Source organism: Saccharothrix sp. S26, assembly GCF_021390395.1.
Classification (GTDB): Bacteria; Actinomycetota; Actinomycetes; order Mycobacteriales; family Pseudonocardiaceae; genus Actinosynnema.
Map to the genome: position 1 here is coordinate 217290 of NZ_JAJUWT010000011.1, position 18380 is coordinate 235669.

The 18380-nt window shown below is 72.7% G+C and carries 20 protein-coding genes; 11 read left to right on the forward strand and 9 right to left on the reverse strand.

From position 1 onward, the window contains the following. Window positions 1-40: 40 nt before the first annotated feature. A complete protein-coding gene (locus LZG04_RS19730) occupies window positions 41-313 on the forward strand; it encodes a hypothetical protein (protein ID WP_233819082.1) in 273 nt (90 codons plus the stop codon). Window positions 314-378: 65 nt separating this feature from the next. After that, on the forward strand, window positions 379-651 hold the full coding sequence (locus tag LZG04_RS19735) for a hypothetical protein (protein WP_233819084.1): 273 nt from the start codon (window positions 379-381) through the stop codon (window positions 649-651). A 2-nt stretch (window positions 652-653) separates the two neighbouring features. Here LZG04_RS19735 and LZG04_RS19740 read toward each other — a convergent pair whose 3' ends face one another. Both LZG04_RS19740 and LZG04_RS19745 read right to left on the reverse strand, forming a co-directional pair. Continuing rightward, entirely contained in the window at window positions 654-2450 is a 1797-nt protein-coding gene (locus tag LZG04_RS19740) for a gamma-glutamyltransferase family protein (RefSeq protein ID WP_233819086.1), read from the reverse strand. A gap of 86 nt (window positions 2451-2536) precedes the next feature. After that, on the reverse strand, window positions 2537-3835 hold the full coding sequence (locus tag LZG04_RS19745) for a UDP-glucose/GDP-mannose dehydrogenase family protein (protein WP_233819088.1): 1299 nt from the start codon (window positions 3833-3835) through the stop codon (window positions 2537-2539). A gap of 283 nt (window positions 3836-4118) precedes the next feature. Here LZG04_RS19745 and LZG04_RS19750 point away from each other — a divergent pair, with 283 nt between their 5' ends. After that, the gene (locus LZG04_RS19750) at window positions 4119-4871 is read left to right on the forward strand and encodes an SDR family NAD(P)-dependent oxidoreductase (RefSeq protein ID WP_233819090.1); all 753 of its coding nucleotides are present in this window, start codon (window positions 4119-4121) and stop codon (window positions 4869-4871) included. On the opposite strand, the gene LZG04_RS19755 is transcribed toward LZG04_RS19750, so the two are convergent. Next, on the reverse strand, window positions 4868-6502 hold the full coding sequence (locus LZG04_RS19755; protein WP_233819092.1) for a TM0106 family RecB-like putative nuclease: 1635 nt from the start codon (window positions 6500-6502) through the stop codon (window positions 4868-4870). The two genes, LZG04_RS19750 and LZG04_RS19755, sit on opposite strands and share 4 nt — an antisense overlap. Window positions 6503-6608: 106 nt before the next feature. Between LZG04_RS19755 and LZG04_RS19760 the strand changes: the two genes are divergently transcribed. Then, window positions 6609-7040 (forward strand): DUF6474 family protein, encoded by a 432-nt coding sequence (locus LZG04_RS19760; RefSeq protein ID WP_233819094.1) that lies wholly within the window; start codon window positions 6609-6611, stop codon window positions 7038-7040. On the opposite strand, the gene LZG04_RS19765 is transcribed toward LZG04_RS19760, so the two are convergent. Continuing rightward, window positions 7021-8661 carry a BCCT family transporter gene (locus LZG04_RS19765; RefSeq protein ID WP_233819255.1) on the reverse strand — a complete coding sequence of 547 codons (1641 nt, stop codon included), beginning with the start codon at window positions 8659-8661 and terminating at the stop codon, window positions 7021-7023. The two genes, LZG04_RS19760 and LZG04_RS19765, sit on opposite strands and share 20 nt — an antisense overlap. Window positions 8662-8786: 125 nt before the next feature. Here LZG04_RS19765 and LZG04_RS19770 point away from each other — a divergent pair, with 125 nt between their 5' ends. The 5 genes from LZG04_RS19770 to LZG04_RS19790 are packed head-to-tail and all read left to right on the forward strand — an operon-like array spanning window position 8787 to window position 12588. Further along, window positions 8787-9311: a hypothetical protein gene (locus tag LZG04_RS19770; protein WP_233819096.1), complete on the forward strand. Its 525-nt coding sequence runs from the start codon at window positions 8787-8789 to the stop codon at window positions 9309-9311. A gap of 46 nt (window positions 9312-9357) precedes the next feature. Further along, the gene (locus LZG04_RS19775) at window positions 9358-10113 is read left to right on the forward strand and encodes a YcnI family protein (protein WP_233819098.1); all 756 of its coding nucleotides are present in this window, start codon (window positions 9358-9360) and stop codon (window positions 10111-10113) included. Continuing rightward, complete coding sequence (locus LZG04_RS19780; protein WP_233819100.1) at window positions 10110-10667, forward strand: copper resistance CopC family protein; 558 nt, start codon at window positions 10110-10112, stop codon at window positions 10665-10667. The genes LZG04_RS19775 and LZG04_RS19780 overlap by 4 nt, the downstream gene beginning before the upstream one ends. After that, window positions 10664-11686, forward strand: a complete 1023-nt coding sequence (locus LZG04_RS19785; RefSeq protein ID WP_233819102.1) for a copper resistance D family protein — start codon at window positions 10664-10666, stop codon at window positions 11684-11686. Before LZG04_RS19780 ends, LZG04_RS19785 begins: the two co-directional genes overlap by 4 nt. Before the next feature lie 50 nt (window positions 11687-11736). Further along, window positions 11737-12588 (forward strand): NAD(P)H-binding protein, encoded by an 852-nt coding sequence (locus LZG04_RS19790; protein ID WP_233819104.1) that lies wholly within the window; start codon window positions 11737-11739, stop codon window positions 12586-12588. On the opposite strand, the gene LZG04_RS19795 is transcribed toward LZG04_RS19790, so the two are convergent. From LZG04_RS19795 to LZG04_RS19805, 3 genes are all read right to left on the reverse strand, one after another. Beyond that, window positions 12578-12889: a hypothetical protein gene (locus LZG04_RS19795; protein WP_233819106.1), complete on the reverse strand. Its 312-nt coding sequence runs from the start codon at window positions 12887-12889 to the stop codon at window positions 12578-12580. The two genes, LZG04_RS19790 and LZG04_RS19795, sit on opposite strands and share 11 nt — an antisense overlap. 66 nt (window positions 12890-12955) lie before the next feature. Continuing rightward, entirely contained in the window at window positions 12956-13846 is an 891-nt protein-coding gene (locus LZG04_RS19800; RefSeq protein WP_233819258.1) for an aminoglycoside phosphotransferase family protein, read from the reverse strand. Between the two features lie 19 nt (window positions 13847-13865). Further along, the gene (locus tag LZG04_RS19805) at window positions 13866-15188 is read right to left on the reverse strand and encodes a helix-turn-helix transcriptional regulator (protein WP_233819108.1); all 1323 of its coding nucleotides are present in this window, start codon (window positions 15186-15188) and stop codon (window positions 13866-13868) included. A gap of 270 nt (window positions 15189-15458) precedes the next feature. Here LZG04_RS19805 and LZG04_RS19810 point away from each other — a divergent pair, with 270 nt between their 5' ends. Both LZG04_RS19810 and LZG04_RS19815 read left to right on the forward strand, forming a co-directional pair. Then, window positions 15459-15785: a hypothetical protein gene (locus LZG04_RS19810; protein ID WP_233819110.1), complete on the forward strand. Its 327-nt coding sequence runs from the start codon at window positions 15459-15461 to the stop codon at window positions 15783-15785. A 13-nt stretch (window positions 15786-15798) separates the two neighbouring features. Then, the gene (locus LZG04_RS19815; RefSeq protein ID WP_233819111.1) at window positions 15799-16161 is read left to right on the forward strand and encodes a hypothetical protein; all 363 of its coding nucleotides are present in this window, start codon (window positions 15799-15801) and stop codon (window positions 16159-16161) included. A gap of 245 nt (window positions 16162-16406) precedes the next feature. Here LZG04_RS19815 and LZG04_RS19820 read toward each other — a convergent pair whose 3' ends face one another. Both LZG04_RS19820 and LZG04_RS19825 read right to left on the reverse strand, forming a co-directional pair. Continuing rightward, on the reverse strand, window positions 16407-17171 hold the full coding sequence (locus tag LZG04_RS19820) for an SDR family oxidoreductase (protein ID WP_233819113.1): 765 nt from the start codon (window positions 17169-17171) through the stop codon (window positions 16407-16409). 36 nt (window positions 17172-17207) lie between these two features. After that, window positions 17208-18380, reverse strand: coding sequence for an MFS transporter (locus tag LZG04_RS19825; protein WP_233819260.1), 1173 nt, complete (start codon window positions 18378-18380; stop codon window positions 17208-17210).

Genomic DNA, 18380 nt, shown 5'->3' on the forward strand with positions numbered 1-18380 from the left:
GAGAATCCCAACGCGGGCTTCCGTCGGCGACCGTCGCTGCATGACGGACACGGCCTACCTGCACCGGATCGAGTACTTCCGGCGGCAGGACAACGGCTCGCTCGTGCGCGAGCACGTCGAAACGGTGGACGACCACGGGTGGTACATCGAGCGCGGGAGCGAGTGGAAGGACCGGTACACGAGGGGGTGCGCGGAGGACTTCCTGGCACGGGTCGGTGCGCCGAGGGGCGTCTACTCGGTGGCGGTGTGGCGGGGTCGGGCGCGGGTCTGCACGGTGGGCCTGCACTGGACCGGGCTCCACCGGGCCGGGTGAAGTAATCCACCCGGCGGGATGAGCGAGCTTGAACCGGGCACCCTCAGTGCGAAACTTTCCCGCCCATGAACCTCAGGAAGACCATCGCCGGTGCCGCGATCGCCGTCGGCAGCACGGCCGTCGTGCTCGGACTCGGCGGGACGGCGCAGGCCGCCACCGACCTCGGCGCGCACACCGGCCCCGAACTCGAAGGCGAGCTGGGCCACGTCGCCAACATCGCCGACGTCGTCCGCATCGACACCGCGAACCCGACCGGCCCGGTCGTCAACGGCCCGCTGGTGCTGGGCGACGACACCGGTGACGCGCCCCTGGACGTGAAGGTCGACATCGGTCGTTGAGGTCAGCGACCGACGGCGTAGCCCTGGGCGCCGCGCGGGTTGGCCGCCGCACGCAGCAGGCCGTCGCGCGAGTCCCGGGCCACGGCCGACATCCGGCCCAGCGCCCACGGGCCCGCGTCGACCACCGCGTGGCCCCGGTCGCGCAGGTCGGCCAGCGCGGGCTCGCCGATCCGGGACTCGACGACGAGCTCGCCGGGCGTCCACGAGCGCGGGTAGAACGAGCTCGGGAACGCGTTGGTGTGCCACATCGGCGAGTCGATGGCCTGCTGCAGGTTCATCCCGCCGACGGTGTGCGCGAGCCAGAACCCGAGCTGCCACTGGTCCTGCTGGTCGCCGCCGGGCGTGCCGAACGCCAGGGCGGGCAGGCCGTCGCGCAGCGCCAGGCTCGGGGAGAGGGTGATCCGGGGGCGCTTGCCGGGTGCCAGGGAGTTCGGCAGGCCCTCGTCCAGCCAGAACATCTGCGCCCGGCTGCCGAGGCAGAACCCGAGCGACGGGATGGTCGGCGAGGACTGGAGCCAGCCGCCGGACGGGGTGGCCGACACGACGTTGCCCCAGCGGTCGACCACGTCGACGTGGACCGTGTCGCCCTTGACCGTGCCGACGCGCGACACGGTGGGTTCGCCGAGCGCGCCGCCGCTGTCCTGGTCACTCGCGACGCTCGGGCCGCGCAAAATGTGCCCCGGAAGGCGCGCTTCCACCTGACCGGGTGATCCCGGGCGCAGGTCGAGCGAGGCGTGGTCGCCGACGAGCTGCCGGCGCTGGTGCGCGTACTCCCTCGACAGGAGCACGTCCAGCGGCACCTCGCCGCTGTCCCCGTACCAGGCCTCGCGGTCGGCGAACGCGAGCTTCGCGCACTCCACGGCCAGGTGCACGGTCTCGGCCGTCGGCACGCCGTCGACGTAGGCCAACCGGTCGGCGAAGCCCTCGAGCAGCAGCAACTGCTGCAACAGCACGGGCCCTTGGGTCCACGCCCCGGGCTTGACGACACTCCACGAGCCGAAGTCCACCGACACGGCGTCCTCGTACGACGCCTCCCACGACGCCATGTCCTCACCGGTCAGCACGCCGGCGTGGTCGGACCCGGAGTCGTCGCGGTGGGCGACGCGGGAGAACTCGTCCACCTGCGCCGCCACGAACCCCTGCGACCACGCCCGCCGCGCCGCCTCGAGCTGCGCCTCCCGGTCCGACCCGGCGGCCTCGGCGGCGGCCAGCAGCCACTCCCAGGTGTCGGCCAGCTTGGGGTTGCGGAACCGCGCGCCCGGCTGGGGCGCTTGCCCGCCGGGCAGCCACAGCGCGGCCGACGACGTCCAGTGCTCGCGGAACAGGTCGGACACCGTCGAGATCGTGGCCGACACCCGTTCCAGCAGCGGGAACCCGTCGCGCGCGTACCCGATCGCGTAGCCGAGCACGTCGCGCAACGACTTGGTGCCGTAGTCGCGCAGCAGGGTCAGCCAGCCGTCCCACGCACCCGGCACGGTGGCGGCCAGCAGCCCGCTGCCCGGCACGAGGTCGAGCCCCAGGTCCCGGTAGTGCGCGATCGTCGCACCGGCCGGCGCGACGCCCTGGCCGCACAGCACGCGCGGCGTCGTCTCGCCGGCGGCGGCGAACACCACGGGCACCTCGCCGCCGGGCCCGTTGAGGTGCGGTTCGACCACTTGCAGCACGAAGCCGACCGCGACCGCGGCGTCGAAGGCGTTGCCGCCGTCTTCGAGGACGGCCATGCCCGCGCTGGACGCGAGCCAGTGCGTGGACGCGACCATGCCGTGCGTGCCGACGAGTTCAGGACGGGTGGTGAACACGGTCGACAACCTACGTCGGCCGACCCGATTTTGTTACCCCTGCTAACGAGCTCGTGACCTGAAGATCTACTGAACACGACCGGACCTCACCTCGCCTGGTCGGGCACCCGCAGCTCGCGCCCCAGCCCGTGCAGCACCAGCCCGGCCCGGGCCAACGCGTCCGGGTCCAGGTGGTTGCGGGTGTCCAGCACCGTCGAACCCGACATCTCCGACGCCACCAGCGACCAGTCCAGCGCGCGGAACTGCGGCCACTCGGTCAGCAGCACGACCGCGTCCGCGCCGCGCACCGCCTCGTACGGTGAGTCGACCACGGTCATGCCCACCAGCGGCCGGCTGATCTCGGGGTCGTGCGCGACCAGCTCCGCGCCCTCGAACGCGAGCAGCTCGGCCACCGCCAGGGCGGGCGAGTCGCGCAGGTCGTTGGTGCCCGCCTTGAACGCCAGGCCGAGCACCCCGATGCGCGCGCCGACCAGCGACCCGATGGCCCGGCGCAGCTTCCCCACCACCCGCCGCTGCTGGCGCGCGTTCGTCTCGATGGTGGCCTTGACCAGCGAGAACTCCACGCCCACGGCGTCGGCGATGCGCACCATGGCGTGCGTGTCCTTGGGCAGGCACGACCCGCCCCAGCCCGGTCCCGGCTTGAGGAACGACTGGCCGATGCGCTTGTCGTAGCCCATGCCCTCGGTGACGGAGGTGACGTCCGCGCCGACGAGCTCGCACAGCTCGGCGACCGCGTTGACGTAGGACAGCTTCATCGCCAGGAAGCAGTTGGCCGCGTACTTGACCATCTCGGCGCTGGCCGCGTCCATGAGCACGGTGGGCGCGCCGAGCCGGGTGAACAGCGCGCCGACGCGTTCGGCGGCCCGCGGCGAGTCGGAGCCGACCACGATCCGGTCGGGGTGCAGGAAGTCGCGGACGGCGCTGCCCTCGCGCAGGAACTCGGGGTTGGAGACGACGTCGACGTCCTCGCGCCCGAGCAGGGCCGCGACCCTGGTGGACGTGCCGACGGGCACGGTTGACTTGCACACCACGACCGCCCCGCGAGGCAGGACGTCGCGGATCTCCCCGGCCACCGCCTCGACCGCGCTGAGGTCGGCCGCGCCGCCCGCGCCCATGGGCGTCGGCAGGCACAGGAACACCACCTCGGCGTCGGCCACCGCGTGATGCGCGCCTTCCACGAACTCCAGCCGACCCGCCGACTGGCCCTGCACGACCAGGTCGGCCAGGCCCGGTTCGAGGATGTCGACCTGGCCGGCGCGCAGCCGCGCCACCTTCAGCGCGTCCACGTCGGCGCACACGACCCGATGCCCGAGGGAGGCCAGGCACGCCCCCGTCGTCAGGCCCACGTAACCCGTTCCCACGACCGCGATCCGCCGGACGAACATGGTGCTGACGGTGGCACCCGAAGTTGGCCGTGGGTCAAACACCAGGCGTATGCGGAGAGTGAGGTCGGTAGTCCCCTGGGTGTACGGCGAAACACCCCTCGCGGCGGACGCGGTTTCGCCTGGACGAGGGCAAGGTCTTGGACATGGAACTCGTCCTCTTCTCCCTGCTGTTCGTGGGGCTCGCGGTGCTGGCGGCCGTGCCGTTGGTCGCATTGCTCCACTTCTCCGAGCGCCGGGGGCTGAACGACCGTTAACCTCCTGGTCCGGAGTATCAGGAGGATGCATGGAGATCTCGGGTACCGCGGCGATCGTCACCGGCGGCGCGTCCGGTCTGGGCCTCGCGACCGCGCGGGCGCTGGCGGCACGCGGTGCGGCGGTGTTCGCGTTGGACCTCTCGACCGACAATGCCCCTGACGTCGAAGGCGTGACGTACCTGGCGGCGGACGTGACCTCGGAGTCCGACGTGCAGGCCGCCGTCGACACGGCCGCGGGCTCCGGCTCGCCGCTGCGGGTCGTGGTGAACTGCGCGGGCATCGGCCCGTCGACGCGGACAGTTGGCAAGTCCGGCCCCCACCCGCTGGACCTGTACCGCAAGGTCATCGACGTCAACCTGGTCGGCACGTTCAACGTGCTGCGGCTGGCGGCGGCGGCGATGGGCAAGACCGAACCGCTGGAGCACGGGCAGCGGGGCGTGGTGATCAACACGGCGTCGATCGCGGCGTTCGACGGGCAGATCGGCCAGGTGGCGTACGCGGCGTCGAAGGCCGCGGTGGTCGGGATGACGCTGCCCGCGGCGCGCGACCTGTCGTCGGTCGGGGTGCGGGTGATGACGATCGCGCCGGGGATCGTGGACACGCCGATGCTGGCGACCGTGTCCGAGGAGTTCCGGGCGGGCCTGGCGGCGGGCGTGCCGTTCCCGAAGCGGCTGGCGCAGCCGGAGGAGTACGCGCGGCTGGCCGTGTCGATCGTGGAGCACGACTACCTGAACGGCGAGGTCATCCGCATGGACGGCGCGCTGCGGATGGCACCGCGCTAGAGATCGCCCGCGAACGGCAGGTCGTCCATGGCGTCCGACGTCATCCACAGCCGCAAGGCGTGGGTGGCGCGGACGTCGTCCTCGTTGTACTCGAGCAGCCGGCGGCGTTGGGCGGGGTCCGCCGGCTTGCCGTCCATGCCCACGGCGTCGCGGTACCAGCGCATCGAGTTCTCGCCGCCCGCCTCCGGGTCGCGCCAGCGGAAGCCCGCGACCGGTGCGATGGTCTTCAGGCCCTTGCCGTGGGCGCACAGGAACTGCTCCTGCACGATGCCGAACAGGTCGACCCACGAGTCGGACGTGATGAACTCCCGCACCTGCGCCACCGTGGGGATGCCGGGCTGCCCCTTGAACCGCTCGGCCGACCCGAGCAGCCAGCGGTTCTCCGCGAGCTCGTTGTAGCAGTAGGCCTTGAACGACAGGCCGCGCGCCCGGGCCCGCAGCCGCACGCCGGTCAGCCAGCCCCAGAACTCGGCGAACGACCGGGCCTCGTCCGCGCACGGCAGCGGGTCCCACGTGGCGAACGCGCGGTAGCCGTGCTCCTCGCCGACGTCCTTGCCGGACAGCCAGCAGCCCCACATGTACGCGCCGAGGTCACCGAAGCTCTCCATGTCCACGTCGACCTCGACGTCGGCGCGCGGCACCTCCATGCGGGACACGCGGCGGACCACGGTGAGGTCGCGCAGCCAGGCGCGGGCCAGCACGACCGCGTCCGAGTGCAGCATCCCGACCAGGGGGACGGCCTGCTCGTCCGGGTCGAGGGCGGCCAGCTCGTCGACCGTGGTGACGCCGACCTTGCGCAGCGCCACGGCGTCCTCGCCGCGCACCACGAGGCTCACGTCGCGCGCGGCCTTGAGGTCGGTCTCGCACACCGGCCACCAGGGGCAGCTGCGGCACTCCACGATCCGGGACGGTCGGGCCAGCGGTTCGGCACCGGTGGCGGCGGCGGACGCCACGGCCAGCCGGTCGGCGAACCGGGTGTCGTACTCGGCGAGGGCGTTCCGCCCTCCCGGCCACGTGGGCGCTTCGAGGTCGTGCCACACGACGACGTCGGCGTCCATGCCGATCACGCCGCCGGTCGCCCGACCGCGCGCGGCGAACCCGGACGCCTGGAGCTGGCGTTGCGCGTGGGCCAGCCGGAGCTGGTCCCGCGGCTGGGGCCGGACCTTGCGCAGCGGGTCGACCCGCGCGCCGCCCGGCAGCGGGTGCGACAGCGGTGACGTGCGCGCGCCCTGGCCGGGGTCGCTGACCTTGTGCCGGACCACGAGCACCGGCACGTACCCGGTGGTCTCCTTCACCAGCAGGTCGATGCCGCCGCGCCGCCCGCCCAGCGGGTCGCGCGGCAGCGCCGCACCCCAGATGTAGGGCACGCCCGCCTGCATCGCGGCGGCCGTGACGCGCTCGCGGTCGGCCGACGGCACGTCCTGCGGGATCTCCATCAGGTCGGACCCGACGACCCGGCCCAGCGCGGTGGCGACCGCGCGCCGGTGCTCGGTCGCGTCGGCCTTGCGCTGCCGGCCGGTCGGGTCGGGCGGCAACGTGGGCACGTCGCGCATGGTCGGATCGTGTTCGAGGTGCACCCGCCGCCGGCAACGAGTGACCACACCGGCGTCGAGTTGCACCTGGGAAGTCACCAGTGCAGCGTAGGACGCCGCCCGTGCCGTTGTACCGGCAACCTCGCGGAGTCGAGTCGATCTTTTGCCCGAACGGCTCTAGGGTTTGCGGGCAGGAGGTGCGGCCATGGCGCGTGAGAAGGGCAAGGGGTTCACCCCGAGCAGGGCGAAGAACCTCGTGGGCGTGGCCAAGGTGCTGGCGCCGACGTTGATCCCGGTGATGGCGCCGGTCGCGGCCCGTGCCGCCGCGCTCCTGAGCGACCGCTACGACCACTACCGGGCGTCCCGGCTCGGTGTGCCGGTCGACCAGCTGACCAGGTACTCGGGCAAGGGCGCGCGGCTGCACGCCCGGATCGCCGGGTTCGGCGACGCGCTGGGGCAGCTCGGCGACACCGAGCGGGGCTACGTCCAGGACACCGAGAAGCGGCTGGCGCAGCTGCTGGCCGCGGTGCGGGCGTCGGAGCGGATGCCCGCACCGCGGCGCAGGGCGGCGCACCGGGCGATCTCGACCGACCTGGACGCCATGGAGGCCGACCTGCTCAAACGCCTCGGCGTGTGAGCTCGCGCACCGCCCGGTAGGCGGCTCGTTCCGGGTTCGGGTCGAGCTGGGCGGTGACCTCCTCCATCACCTCGGCGACCCGTTCCTCCCGCCGGATCAGCGGGTCGCTGCGCAGGTCGCGGGCCAGCGAGACGCACAGCCCCACCATGACGAGCAGGAACGGCAGCGCGGCGATGATGGTGAGGTTCTGCAGGCCGGTCAGCCCGCTCGACCCGCCGACCAGCAGCATCACTGCGGCGACGAGCCCGGTGAGCACGCCCCAGAACACCACCACGCCCTTCGACGGCCGGATCGAGCCGCGCTGCGACAGCGTGCCCATGACCACGGACGCGGCGTCCGCGCCGGACACGAAGAAGATCGCCACCAGCACCATCACCACCACCCCGGCGGCGGTGGCCAGCGGGAACTGGTCGAGCAGCCCGAACAGCTGCCCCTCCGACGAGGCCGTGCCCGCGAGGTCCGTGCCGGAGCGCTGCACGAAGATCGCCGTGCCGCCGAACACGCAGAACCACGCCAGGCTCACCAGGCTGGGCACGCCGATGACGCCCGCCACGAACTGGCGGATCGTGCGGCCGCGGCTGATGCGGGCGATGAACATGCCGACGAACGGCGTCCACGAGATCCACCACGCCCAGTAGAAGATCGTCCAGCCCGACAGCCACGTCTGGGTCGCGTCACCGCCGGACGCGGCGGTGCGGCCCGCCATGTCGGCCAGGTCGCGGAAGTAGTCGCCGATCGCGGTGGGCACGAGGTTGAGCACGAACACCGTGGGCCCGACCACGAACACGAACACCGCCAGCACCACGGCCAGCACCATGTTGGTGTTCGACAGCCACTGGATGCCCTTGGCCACGCCGGACACCGCCGACGCGACGAACGCCACGGTCAGCACGGCGATGACGCCCACCACGACCCCGTTGCCGACCTCGCCCAGCCAGCCCGCCACCCGCAGGCCGCTGCCGATCTGCAACGCACCGAGGCCGAGCGAGGTGGCCGATCCGAACAGGGTGGCGAAGATCGCCAGCACGTCGATCGCCCGACCCGCGGGCCCCTCGGCCCGGCGCCGCCCGAGCAGGGGCGCGAACGCGGCGCTGATCAACTGGCTGCGGCCGCGGCGGAAGCTGCCGTAGGCGATGGCCAGGCCGACGACGGCGTAGATCGCCCACGGGTGCAGCGTCCAGTGGAACAGGGTGGTCGCCATCGCGGTCTGCAACGCCTGGTCCGTGCCGCCCTCGACGGTGCCGGGCGGCGGCGTCACGAAGTGCGACAGCGGCTCGTTGACGCCGTAGAACATCAGCCCGATGCCCATGCCCGCGCTGAACATCATCGCGACCCACGAGATCGTGCGGAACTCCGGCGGCTCGTCGTCGCGGCCGAGCGGGATGCGGCCGTAGCGGCTCACCGCGAGCCACAGGGCGAACAGCACGAACCCCGACGCGCTGAGCACGAACGCCCAGCCGAGGTTGGCGATCACCCAGGTCAGGGCCGACTTCGACGCGGTGGCCAGCGACGCCGTGCCGAAGATGCCCCAGGCCACGAACGCGAGCGTGACGACGGCGGCGACACCGAAGACCGCGCGGTCCGTGCGCCCGGGCCGATCCGCTTTCGGATCTCCGGGCAAGGGCTCGTGGACAGGTTTGCTCTCGGTCGTCACGGGTAACCCGTACCCCCGTTCGGAGTAGCACAAACTCGGCGTCAACCGTGGGGACTCACGCCGGGGTGTCGCGACCTCCTACTCTCTGGGGTGTGACCAACCGGCCCGCACCGACCCGCCTCGCGCGGGCCGTGCTGCTGGCCGTCACCTCCGCCGCACTGAGCGTCACCGCGCACGGGGCGGCGGGCGGTTCGGTCACCGAGTTCGCGCCCGCCCTGCCGCTGACGCTGCTCGTCGCGTTCGCGGGCACCGCGCTCGCCGAGCGCGGGCGGCGGCCGTGGACGGTGCTGGCCACGCTGGGCGCGGCCCAGGTCGGCCAGCACGTGCTGCTCAACCTCGGTCACCACGTCGCCGACGGACCCGGCCTCGGGTTCGGCCCGACCGCCATGACCGCCGCGCACGTGGTCGCCGCCCTGCTCACCGGGCTGCTGCTGGCCCGTGCCGACGCCGTGCTCCAGGCGCTGGCGGGCGCGGTCGCCCGACTGGTGCCGCCACCGCTGACGCCGGTCGCGCCGGCCGGGGCGCTGTGGTCGATCACCCCTTCGTCGGCGGCGAACGCGCTGGTCGACGTGCTGCTGCGGCGGGTGCACGGCCGTCGCGGCCCTCCTGGCTCCTGATCACCCGAGTCCCCTCAACACCCTCAGGCCCAGGAGCCACCTCTACATGTCGACAAATGGATTTGGCGTGCGCACGCTCGCCAAGGGCGGCGCCGTGCTCGCGACCGCCGCGATCCTCGCCCTCACCACCGCGGGCCTGGCGTCCGCGCACGTCACCGCGTCCACGCCCAAGGACGCCGTCCAGGGCGGGTACACCAAGGTCACCTTCCGGGTGCCGAACGAACGCCCCGACGCCGGCACGGTGAAGATCGAGGTGACGCTGCCCGCCGAGTACCCGCTGGCCTCGGTCAGCACCAAGCCGACGCCCGGCTGGAAGGTCGAGGCGGTCAAGGAGAAGCTGCCCACCCCGGTCAAGAGCCACGGTCGCGACGTCACCGAGGCCGTCCGCACGGTCACCTGGACCGCCGACCCCGGCACCCGCATCGAACCCGGCCAGTTCAACGAGTTCGACCTGTCCATCGGGCCGCTGCCGGACAACACCGACCAGCTCGTGCTGCCCACCAAGCAGACCTACGACAGCGGTGAGGTCGTGGACTGGAACACGCCGCCGCCCGCCGAGGGCGCCGACGAGCCCGAACGCCCCGCGCCCGTGCTGAAGCTCGTCGCCAAGACCGACGGCGACGACCACGGCGCGGCCACCGCGACGGCCGAAGCCGACGACGGCCACGACACGGCCGCCGCCGCGACCGACGACACCGCCCGCTGGCTCGGCGGCGCCGGTCTGGTGGTCGGCGCGCTCGGGCTCGGGTTGGGTGCGGGAGCCGTGCTGCGGTCCCGTCGCGCGGGCAAGCCGACGGCATGAGGCGCGTCGTCTCGCTGCTGCTGACCGGCCTGGTCGCGGGCGCGGTCGTGCTCGGCACGGCCGCACCGGCGTTCGCGCACAACGTGCTGGTCGACAGCGACCCCAAGGACGGGTCGCGGCTCGACGCCGGACCGGCGGCGATCACGCTGACCTTCGACCAGCCCGTGCAGGCCGGGGAGAAGTTCAACACGATCACCGTCACCGGGCCCGAGGGCACGCGCTGGGAAGCCGACGGCGAGCCGACCGTCAAGAACAACAGCGTCGTGTTCCCGGTCCGACCGCTGGGCCCTGCCGCCGAGTACACCGTCGGCTACCGGGTGCTCTCCGCGGACGGCCACCCGGTGACCGGCTCGCTCAAGTTCACCCTGGCGGTGGCGGGCAACGGCACGCCCGCGCCGGCCACCGCGGCGAACGCCGAGGGTTCGTCCTCGTCGGGCTCGGGTGGCGTGCCCATCTGGGTGTGGATCGTCGGCGCGGCCGTGCTGCTGGCCGGTGGCGCGTTCTTCGCGCTGCGCGGCGGCACGGGTGACGCCAAGGAGAGCAGCGGGCGATGACCGTGGACCGGACCACCACCGCCGCGAACAGGTACTGGGTCGTCGGCGGCCTGCTCGCGGGCGGTGCCGTCGGCGTCTTCCTGGGCCTGGGCCTGTCCACCACACCGGAAGCGGTGGGCGTGGCCGAGCCGGGGGTGGTGGTCCGGTTCGCGCACCCGCTGGTGCGCACGCTGCTGGACGTGGCCGCGACGATCGTCGTCGGGCTGTCGCTGCTGCCCAAGCTGCTCGGGTTCACCCGACCCGCCCTCACCGAACCCGTGCTGCGCGTCGCCCGGCCTGCCGCCGTGGTCGCGGCGGCGGTGTGGGCGTTCACCGCGTTGCTGTCGATCGTGATCCGGGCCTACGAGACCCGGCCGGACGCGGACCTCACCATGCCGATGGTCGTGGACTACGTGCAGCGCGTCGGCGCCGGGCAGGGGCTGTTGTTCAGCGCGGTGTGCGCGCTGGTCTACCTGTGGATCGGCGTCATGGCCGTGCGCCGGGGCGAGACGGTGCCCGCCGAGCTGCGCATCCTGATCGCCATGTTCGGCCTGCTGCCGCTGCCCGTGACCGGGCACGCGTCGAACTGGAAGTACCACGACTACTCGATGATCTCGATGGAGCTGCACGTGGTCGGCGCGGCGGCGTGGACCGGCGGCCTGGCCGCGCTCGTGGTCCTGGTCGCGCACCGGCGCGGGCTGCTGGCCGAGGCGCTGCCGAAGTTCTCCAAGCTGGCCACGATCGCGTTGGCCGTGGTCTCGGTCACCGGGCTGTTCAACGGGCTGCTGGAGCTCGCGCTCAACCCGGTCGTCGCCCTGCCGGGTTCGCTCTTCACCACGTCCTACGGGCTCGTGCTGGTCGGCAAGGTCGTGTGCGCCGCGCTGCTGGCGCTGCTGGGCGCGAACATCCGGTGGCGGTTGCTGCCGCACATCGCCCAGCACAAGACGACCGCGATCGTCGGCTGGGCCGCGGTCGAGCTGGCCGTCATGGGCGTCGCGTTCGGGCTGGCGGTCGTGCTCTCCCGCGCGCCCGTCGCCTGATCGGGTCGCTCACCGGGAACTGCCCGCGGCCCTGTGGTTGGGTTCCATCCATGGCTGATCCATCGATCCTGGTGCTGGGGGCCACCGGCTCGACGGGCAGGCGGGTGGCCGCGCGGCTCACCGCGGCGGGCCGCACCGTGCGCCGGGCGTCACGCCGGGGGGACGTGCGCTTCGACTGGGCCGACCGCGACACGTGGGCGGACGCGCTGGACGGCGTCGACCGGGTCTACCTGATGGCGCCACACGAGCTGCCGGTCGAGCCCGACTTCGTGCACGAGGCCGTGGCGCGGGGCGTGCGGCGGTTCGTGCTGCTGTCCACCCGCGGCGTCGTGGAGATGCGCGACGAACGGCTGCTCGCCGCCGAACGGCTGGTGCGCGAGGCGGGTGTCGGGTGGACCGCGCTGCGGCCGGACTGGTTCGACCAGAACTTCGACGAGGGGTTCCTGCGGCCCGCGGTGCTCGCGGGCGAGCTGGTGCTGCCCCTGGGCGGGAAGCGGCAGGCGTTCGTGGACGCCGACGACATCGCCGCCGTCGCCGTCGCCGCGCTGACCGAGGACGGGCACGAGGGCGAGGTCTACGAGGTCACCGGGCCCGAGGCGCTGTCGTTCCCGCGGGCGCTGGCTGAGCTCGCCGAGGTCACCGGCCGCCACGTCGAGTTCCGCGGCACGCCCGACGACTACCGGGCCGTCATGCCCGCCGAGCTCGCCGAGGAGCAGATCCGGGCCTGGGACGCGTTGGGCGACGGCGAGCCGACCGACGTGGTCGCCCGCGTCACCGGACGTGAGCCCACGAGCTTCCGCGACTACGCGGCACGGGCGTGGGCAGCGGGCGCGTGGCGCGAGCCGGCGTCGGCGAGTGGTCCGTTCGGTGCGGTGAGCTGCGCCGAACGACCTAGTCGGTGACCGGTCGGGCGGAAGTGTCCTCGCGCAGGCGGTCCAGCGCCGCCATCGCGTTCCGACCTCGCCGTTCGAGCTCCTCGGCGTCGATCCAGCCCTGGGCGAAGTACCGGTAGTCGTGGGCCAGCTTCACCAGTTCGGCCAGGTAGTTCGCCGAACGGAGGCGGCGCTGCTCGTCGAACCGCGCGAGGAACGGCAGCTGGGTGTCCACGACCTCGTCCAACATGCGGGCGGCCCGCAGGGCACGCCTGCGCCGCAACACCGGCAGATTCCCGACCACGCACACCTCGCCGACCCCGTCGCGCACCTTCCGATGCCTCATTCGTGAAACGCGCGCCGGGCGTTACCGGTTCGTTCCCGCGCGGTCCGGGCGTCAGCGGTAGGGCGTCCACGGCGTCGTGGTGTCGCCCGCGCGCAACGCCTTGAGCCGGCTGTGCAGCTCCTCGCGCACACCGGGGTGGCTGCGCATGATCGGCAGCACGCTCGTGGTCAGCTTCAACTCCCTGACCTCGCGCAACACCGGGAACCCGGCCCACTCCAGGACGTCGAAGCCGTACTCGTCGGCCAACTGCCGGTACCACCGCTCGGGGTGGCCGAAGCGGGCCACGCCCACCGGCAGGGTGCTCAGGTCCCACTCGCGCGGCCCGACGCTGGTGGAATCGAAATCACAGATCACCGGCCCGTCGGGGCTCGGGATCAGGTTGCCCAGGTGCGCGTCGCCGTGCAGCACGCCCTGCGGCAGCACGGTCCGCAGCTGCGCCAGGAGGTGCTCGGCCTCGGCGCACCGGTCCTCCAGGAACCGGCGGTCCGGCGCGGACAGCTCCTCGGCGTCGAGGATGCGGCGGCGCACGTCGTCCAGCGGCGCCCAGCGCGGCAGCTCGAACTCCGGCGCGGGCAGCGCGTGCACCTGGCGCAGCACCCGCCCCAGGTCACGACCGTCGACGGGCCTGCCGCCCGACGGCACGGTGTGCCACAGGGTGGCCAGGTGCCCGTCCACCTCCAACGGCTGCGGCACGTCCTCGACCAACCGGACGGCGGGCACGTCGTGCGAGGCCAGCCACCGCGCCACCTCGACCACCTTGCGCGCCCGGTGCCGCAGCGTGGTGGAGCCGACGATCCGCACGACCACCCGGTCGCCGGGCAGCTCGAACACGGCGTTGCTGGTGAACTTCACGAGCCGCGCGTCGTGGTGCGCCAACCCCAGTTCGGCGCACAGCCGTCGCAGGACGGCCGTCAGCGCGGCGGAGGTGAACCTGCCGTCCAGGGCCCCGACTCCCCGCAGCTCAGGCCGCGCTGTCGCTGCCGGTGAACTTCGCCAGGCGTTCGGCCAGTTCACGGGCGTCGGGGTTGTTGCGGCGCTTCTCGGCTTCCTGCAACAGCGGCTTCATCCGGTCCTTCGTGCGGACCGACTTCAGGCCCTCGGACAGCTCGATCGCCTGGCGGCCCATGCGCGCGCCGTGGTCGATGTCGCCGTCCAGCAGGTGGTTGATCGACAGCGACGTGAGGTTGAACGACCGGCTGCGGGTCATGTCCTCGCCGTAGCCGTTGATGGCCTTGGTCAACGCCGGCACCGCGGTGCGGGTGTACTTCACGTCCACCGTCTGCGCCAGCTCGGTGTGCACGGTGCCGATCATCGCGGACAGGTCGTTGGCGTCGAAGAACTTCGCCCACGCGGGCGAATCGGCGATGTTGGCCCGCGCGAACTCGTCGCGGGCGCGGCTGAGCAGCTTGAGCGCCTGGTCGTCGGAGCCCATCTTCGCGTAGGCCCACGCCTCGTTGGCGCACAGGATGCCGACCGCGAGCTCCGAACCGGAGTTCTGCGCGGCCAACTGGCCGAGCTGGAACACCTTCAAGGCGTCGTCCGGCGCGTTCTGGTGCAGGTAGACGCGGCCCATCCGGTACAGGATGTTGGCCACGAGCTCTTCCTTGCGCCCCTGCTTCGCCAGGCCCAGGGCCTGGCCGAAGTGGTTGCGGGCCGAGTCGTACAGGCCGGTGTCGAACGAGGTCCACCCGGCCAGGTTGTGCAGGTCGGCGAGCGCCACGTAGAGGCGTTCCTTGACCAGGTCGGTCGCGTTCGCGCCGAGCATCTGCTGGCCCCACGAGAGCTGCGCGACGACGGCGTCGCGGCACGAGCCGCCGCCGTACTGGTAGTCGAGCGTGCGCAACGCCCTGGTGGCCGCTTCGACCTGTCGGACGTCGGTCATGCCGATGCGGCCAGGGGCCGGAGTCTGCGCGGGCGATGAAGCCCAAGACCCGGAGTCCGTACCGAACACGGCCGCGCCGACGGTGATGGCGGCGGCGTGCGCGAGGAACTTCCTTCGCTTCACCGACTCGTCCTCCTCAGAATGGGGTGACTCCGCCGTGGCGGCCACCCTCACTGCCGTGGCCTCGTCGTAAGCGAGACCCATGTACCCCCTGGGGACACCCAAGCCCTGGGCGATCCGCGCGAGGACGTCGTAGGCCATGACCTGGCGTCCCTTGAGGATCTCCGAGACTTCGGACTGCGACTGGCCCGTCAGCGCCGCGATCTGGCGCTGCGAGACGCCGTGCCGCCGGAGCAGCCGGTAGACCGCGCTGATCTCTCGTCTGGCAAGCGCATCCCGCATCTCCTGCTGGTCCCAGACGTCTGGTGTAACAGGAGAACTCGGCGAACCGATGGTGTTCAATTGCGCCCCCTCACAGTCCTTTGGGCGTCAACGGCAGAGTAGGGGCACTCCCCCGACTGCGAGAAGTGCCGATCGGCGAGGCTGATCGGCCCTGCCGAACTCCGCTGACCGCTTACCGTGGAACGGCCACCGGCCAGCGCTATGACGTCCCGATCCGGGTTGAATCATCGCAATCTGAGTTCCGGTAAGCGAGCGAGCACGGAGAGGAACATGGTCGTGGACCTGATCGAGCGGGCGGTGACCACCCCTGGTGGACCGGCAGCGCCTGCCGTCGCCACGGCCGCCTCTCCCGCACCCCTGTCAGTCCAGGAGTCGACCGACCTCGACTCCGGATGGCGTGGCACGACCGGGCACCGTCGCTGGTGGCGCATCCGTTGCAGCGACGTGGTCGACCGGGAGCGCTGCCTCACCGTGATGGTCGACCGGGGCCGCGTGGTCCTGGTCGGTCCGCCCGGCGAGACGGCGGTCCTCTCGGCCGACCAGCTCGTACAACTCAGGGCCGCGCTACGTGAGGCCGCCGAGCAGGCGGAAAGGTGACGGTGACGTTTCGGTGGACGAGATCCTCGGACAAGTTCTTCGCAACGCGGTGTGGGAGCGGCTGGACCTGCTCACGGAGCTGGCCAACGAAGCGGACGCCCCGTCCCTGCTGTCGGTGGCGCGTTCCGAGCTCCCCCGGCTGACCGAGGGGTGGCGGGCGCTGCTCGCCGCGCACGAGCCGGACGAGAAGGGCAACTGCCCCGAGTGCTCCGGGCGGTGGCGGCAGCAGAAGAGCCCGTGCTCGGTGTGGCGCGCCGCGTACGAACACCTGGTCGCGGGCGGTCTGGCCCCGCGCCCGGCTCGTCACCTGCGCTCGGCGCCGGTGACGCCTCCGGTCACCCGGTCGCGCCGCGGCATGGTGATCAGAGCCCACTGACGGGCGGCCCCGACCTGTCGTTCCCCCGACGCGACCAGGTCGAGCACCCGCCTACTGGCCGGCGGTCCGGGACGTGCGAACCCCCGACCGCGACGAACGGACCGCCGGCCGGCTCGACAACTACACAGACATCCGCGGGCCGGTGTTGTGCACACCTTCCCTCCCCGACCGACATCGGTCCGCGGGCACCACTCGGCCCTGATGTCCGCCCCTCCCGCGCGGACATCAGGGCCGTTCGACGCGGTTCAGCGGTGGGTGCCGGTCCGCCAGGTCAGGTACCCGGTCAGCCCGGGGAACAGCCGTCCGGCCAGGTCGAACGCCTTGAGCTGCCACGGGAACACGGCCTCGTCCCGCTCCCGCTCCACGACCAGCGCGATCCGCTCGGCCACGTCCTGCGGCGTCACGGTCGGGATCACCCTGGCCAGCGCGGGGATCCGCGCCTCCGCGCCGGGGTTGTTCACGAAGTACCGGCTGCTCACCTTGCCCGGCACGACCTCGCTCACCCCGACGCCGGTGCCGCGCAGGTCCAGCCGCAGCGCCGCGGTCATCCCGCGCAACGCGTAGCGGGCCGCCGCGTACCCGGTCGCGCCCGGGATCGGCAGGCGGGACACCGGCGAGTTGACGTTGACCACCCGGCCCGTGCCACGCGCCCGCATGCCGGGCAGGAACTCCCGGGTCAGGTGCAGCGCGGCGGTGAACGGCAGGGCGATCATCCCGGCCAGCTCGGGCGTCGGCGTCTCGTCCAGGAACAGCCAGCGGCCCGCGCCCGCGTTGTTGACCAGCACGTCCGGCACCCCCACCTCGGCGACGACCCGGTCGGCGAGCGCGCGGATCTGGTCGACGTCCGCGAGGTCGGCGGGCACGGCGAGCGCACGCCCACCGGTCGCCTTGATCCGTTCGACCTGCTCGTCGAGCGCTTCACCGCCGCGCGCCACGAGCACGACAACCGAACCGCGCCCCGCGAGCGTCCGCGCGGTCGCCGCCCCGATGCCCTGGGACGCGCCGGTCACCACGACCGTCCTACCCGCCAACCGCACCCGAATCCCCTATTCCACCGAACGAACCCTGGTCACGAGCCCCGCCGCGCACAGCGTGGCGGCCGCCGAGACGGCGAACAACCCCCGGTACCCGCCCAGCGACGCCAGCACGAACGTCGTGAGCAGCGGCGCGACCACCTGGGGCAGCGAGTTGGCGATGTTGACCACGCCGAGGTCCTTGGCGCGGTCGGACGCGGCGGGCAGCACCTGCGTCAGCAGGGCCAGCGCCACCGCCCAGTAGCCGCCGAAGCCGACGCCGAGCAGCGGCGCGGCGATCAGCGCGGCCGTCCACGTGGGCCAGGCGACCAGCAGCAGCGCCGCCAGCGCCATCACGGCCGCGGCCAGCAGCACGTACGGCTTGCGCCGGCCGGTCCGGTCGGAGCGGGCGCCGACGGCGAACGCGCCGATCGCCAGCGCCACGCCGTAGAGCAGCATCAGCACCAGCAGGCCGTCCTCCGGCGAGGGGTGGCGGACCACGTCGCCGAGGAAGTACAGCAGGTACAGCGTGCCGAACGCGTTGCCGAGGTTGATCATGAAGTGCGCGCACCAGGCCCAGGCGAAGTCCGGGTGCCGCCGCGGCGACACCCACAGCTCGCGCCACCGCAGCGGCGGGCGGGCGGCGGAGGGCAACCGGACGTCCGGGGTGATCAGCACGAACGCCACCGCGCCCGCCACGACCAGCGCCGCGCACGCCAGGTAGCCCTCGGCCAGGCCGCTGACCAGCACCGTCACCACGACCGCGCCGAGCACGGTGCCGAGCATCTGGGAGACGCCGACCAGGCCGCCGACCTTGGCGCGCTGCCGCACGGGCACGCGGTCGGGCACGGCGGAGGTGAGGCTCGCGAGCATCCCGTTCAACCCGGCCTGCACCAGGCACCACCCGAGCACCATCACCCCGACCGACGACGCCGACGACAGCACCACCAGCCCGGCCGCGCCGAGCAGCGCACCGGCCAGCGTCCACGGGTGCCGCCTGCCGAACCGGGACGTGGTGCGGTCCGACGACAGCCCGATGAGCGGGTTCGCCACCAGCGCCACGAGCGCGCCGACGCCCGTGACCAGGCCGAACACCGCTTCCTTGCCGGCGGCGTCGAGCAGTTCGGCCTGCTGGGGCAGCAGCACCTGGATGGGTGCGTAGATGGCCAGCCAAAGGCCGAGGTTGGCCAGGAACAGCCACGTCAT

Excerpts from the sequence above, each read along its gene's own strand:
- LZG04_RS19730 (WP_233819082.1), top strand. The coding sequence starts at position 41 with ATGACGGACACGGCCTACCTGCACCGGATCGAGTACTTCCGGCGGCAG.
- LZG04_RS19735 (WP_233819084.1), top strand. The coding sequence starts at position 379 with ATGAACCTCAGGAAGACCATCGCCGGTGCCGCGATCGCCGTCGGCAGC.
- LZG04_RS19745 (WP_233819088.1), bottom strand. The coding sequence starts at position 3,835 with ATGTTCGTCCGGCGGATCGCGGTCGTGGGAACGGGTTACGTGGGCCTG.
- LZG04_RS19750 (WP_233819090.1), top strand. The coding sequence starts at position 4,119 with ATGGAGATCTCGGGTACCGCGGCGATCGTCACCGGCGGCGCGTCCGGT.
- LZG04_RS19760 (WP_233819094.1), top strand. The coding sequence starts at position 6,609 with ATGGCGCGTGAGAAGGGCAAGGGGTTCACCCCGAGCAGGGCGAAGAAC.
- LZG04_RS19775 (WP_233819098.1), top strand. The coding sequence starts at position 9,358 with ATGTCGACAAATGGATTTGGCGTGCGCACGCTCGCCAAGGGCGGCGCC.
- LZG04_RS19780 (WP_233819100.1), top strand. The coding sequence starts at position 10,110 with ATGAGGCGCGTCGTCTCGCTGCTGCTGACCGGCCTGGTCGCGGGCGCG.
- LZG04_RS19785 (WP_233819102.1), top strand. The coding sequence starts at position 10,664 with ATGACCGTGGACCGGACCACCACCGCCGCGAACAGGTACTGGGTCGTC.
- LZG04_RS19790 (WP_233819104.1), top strand. The coding sequence starts at position 11,737 with ATGGCTGATCCATCGATCCTGGTGCTGGGGGCCACCGGCTCGACGGGC.
- LZG04_RS19805 (WP_233819108.1), bottom strand. The coding sequence starts at position 15,188 with ATGCGGGATGCGCTTGCCAGACGAGAGATCAGCGCGGTCTACCGGCTG.
- LZG04_RS19810 (WP_233819110.1), top strand. The coding sequence starts at position 15,459 with ATGGTCGTGGACCTGATCGAGCGGGCGGTGACCACCCCTGGTGGACCG.
- LZG04_RS19825 (WP_233819260.1), bottom strand. The coding sequence starts at position 18,380 with ATGACGTGGCTGTTCCTGGCCAACCTCGGCCTTTGGCTGGCCATCTAC.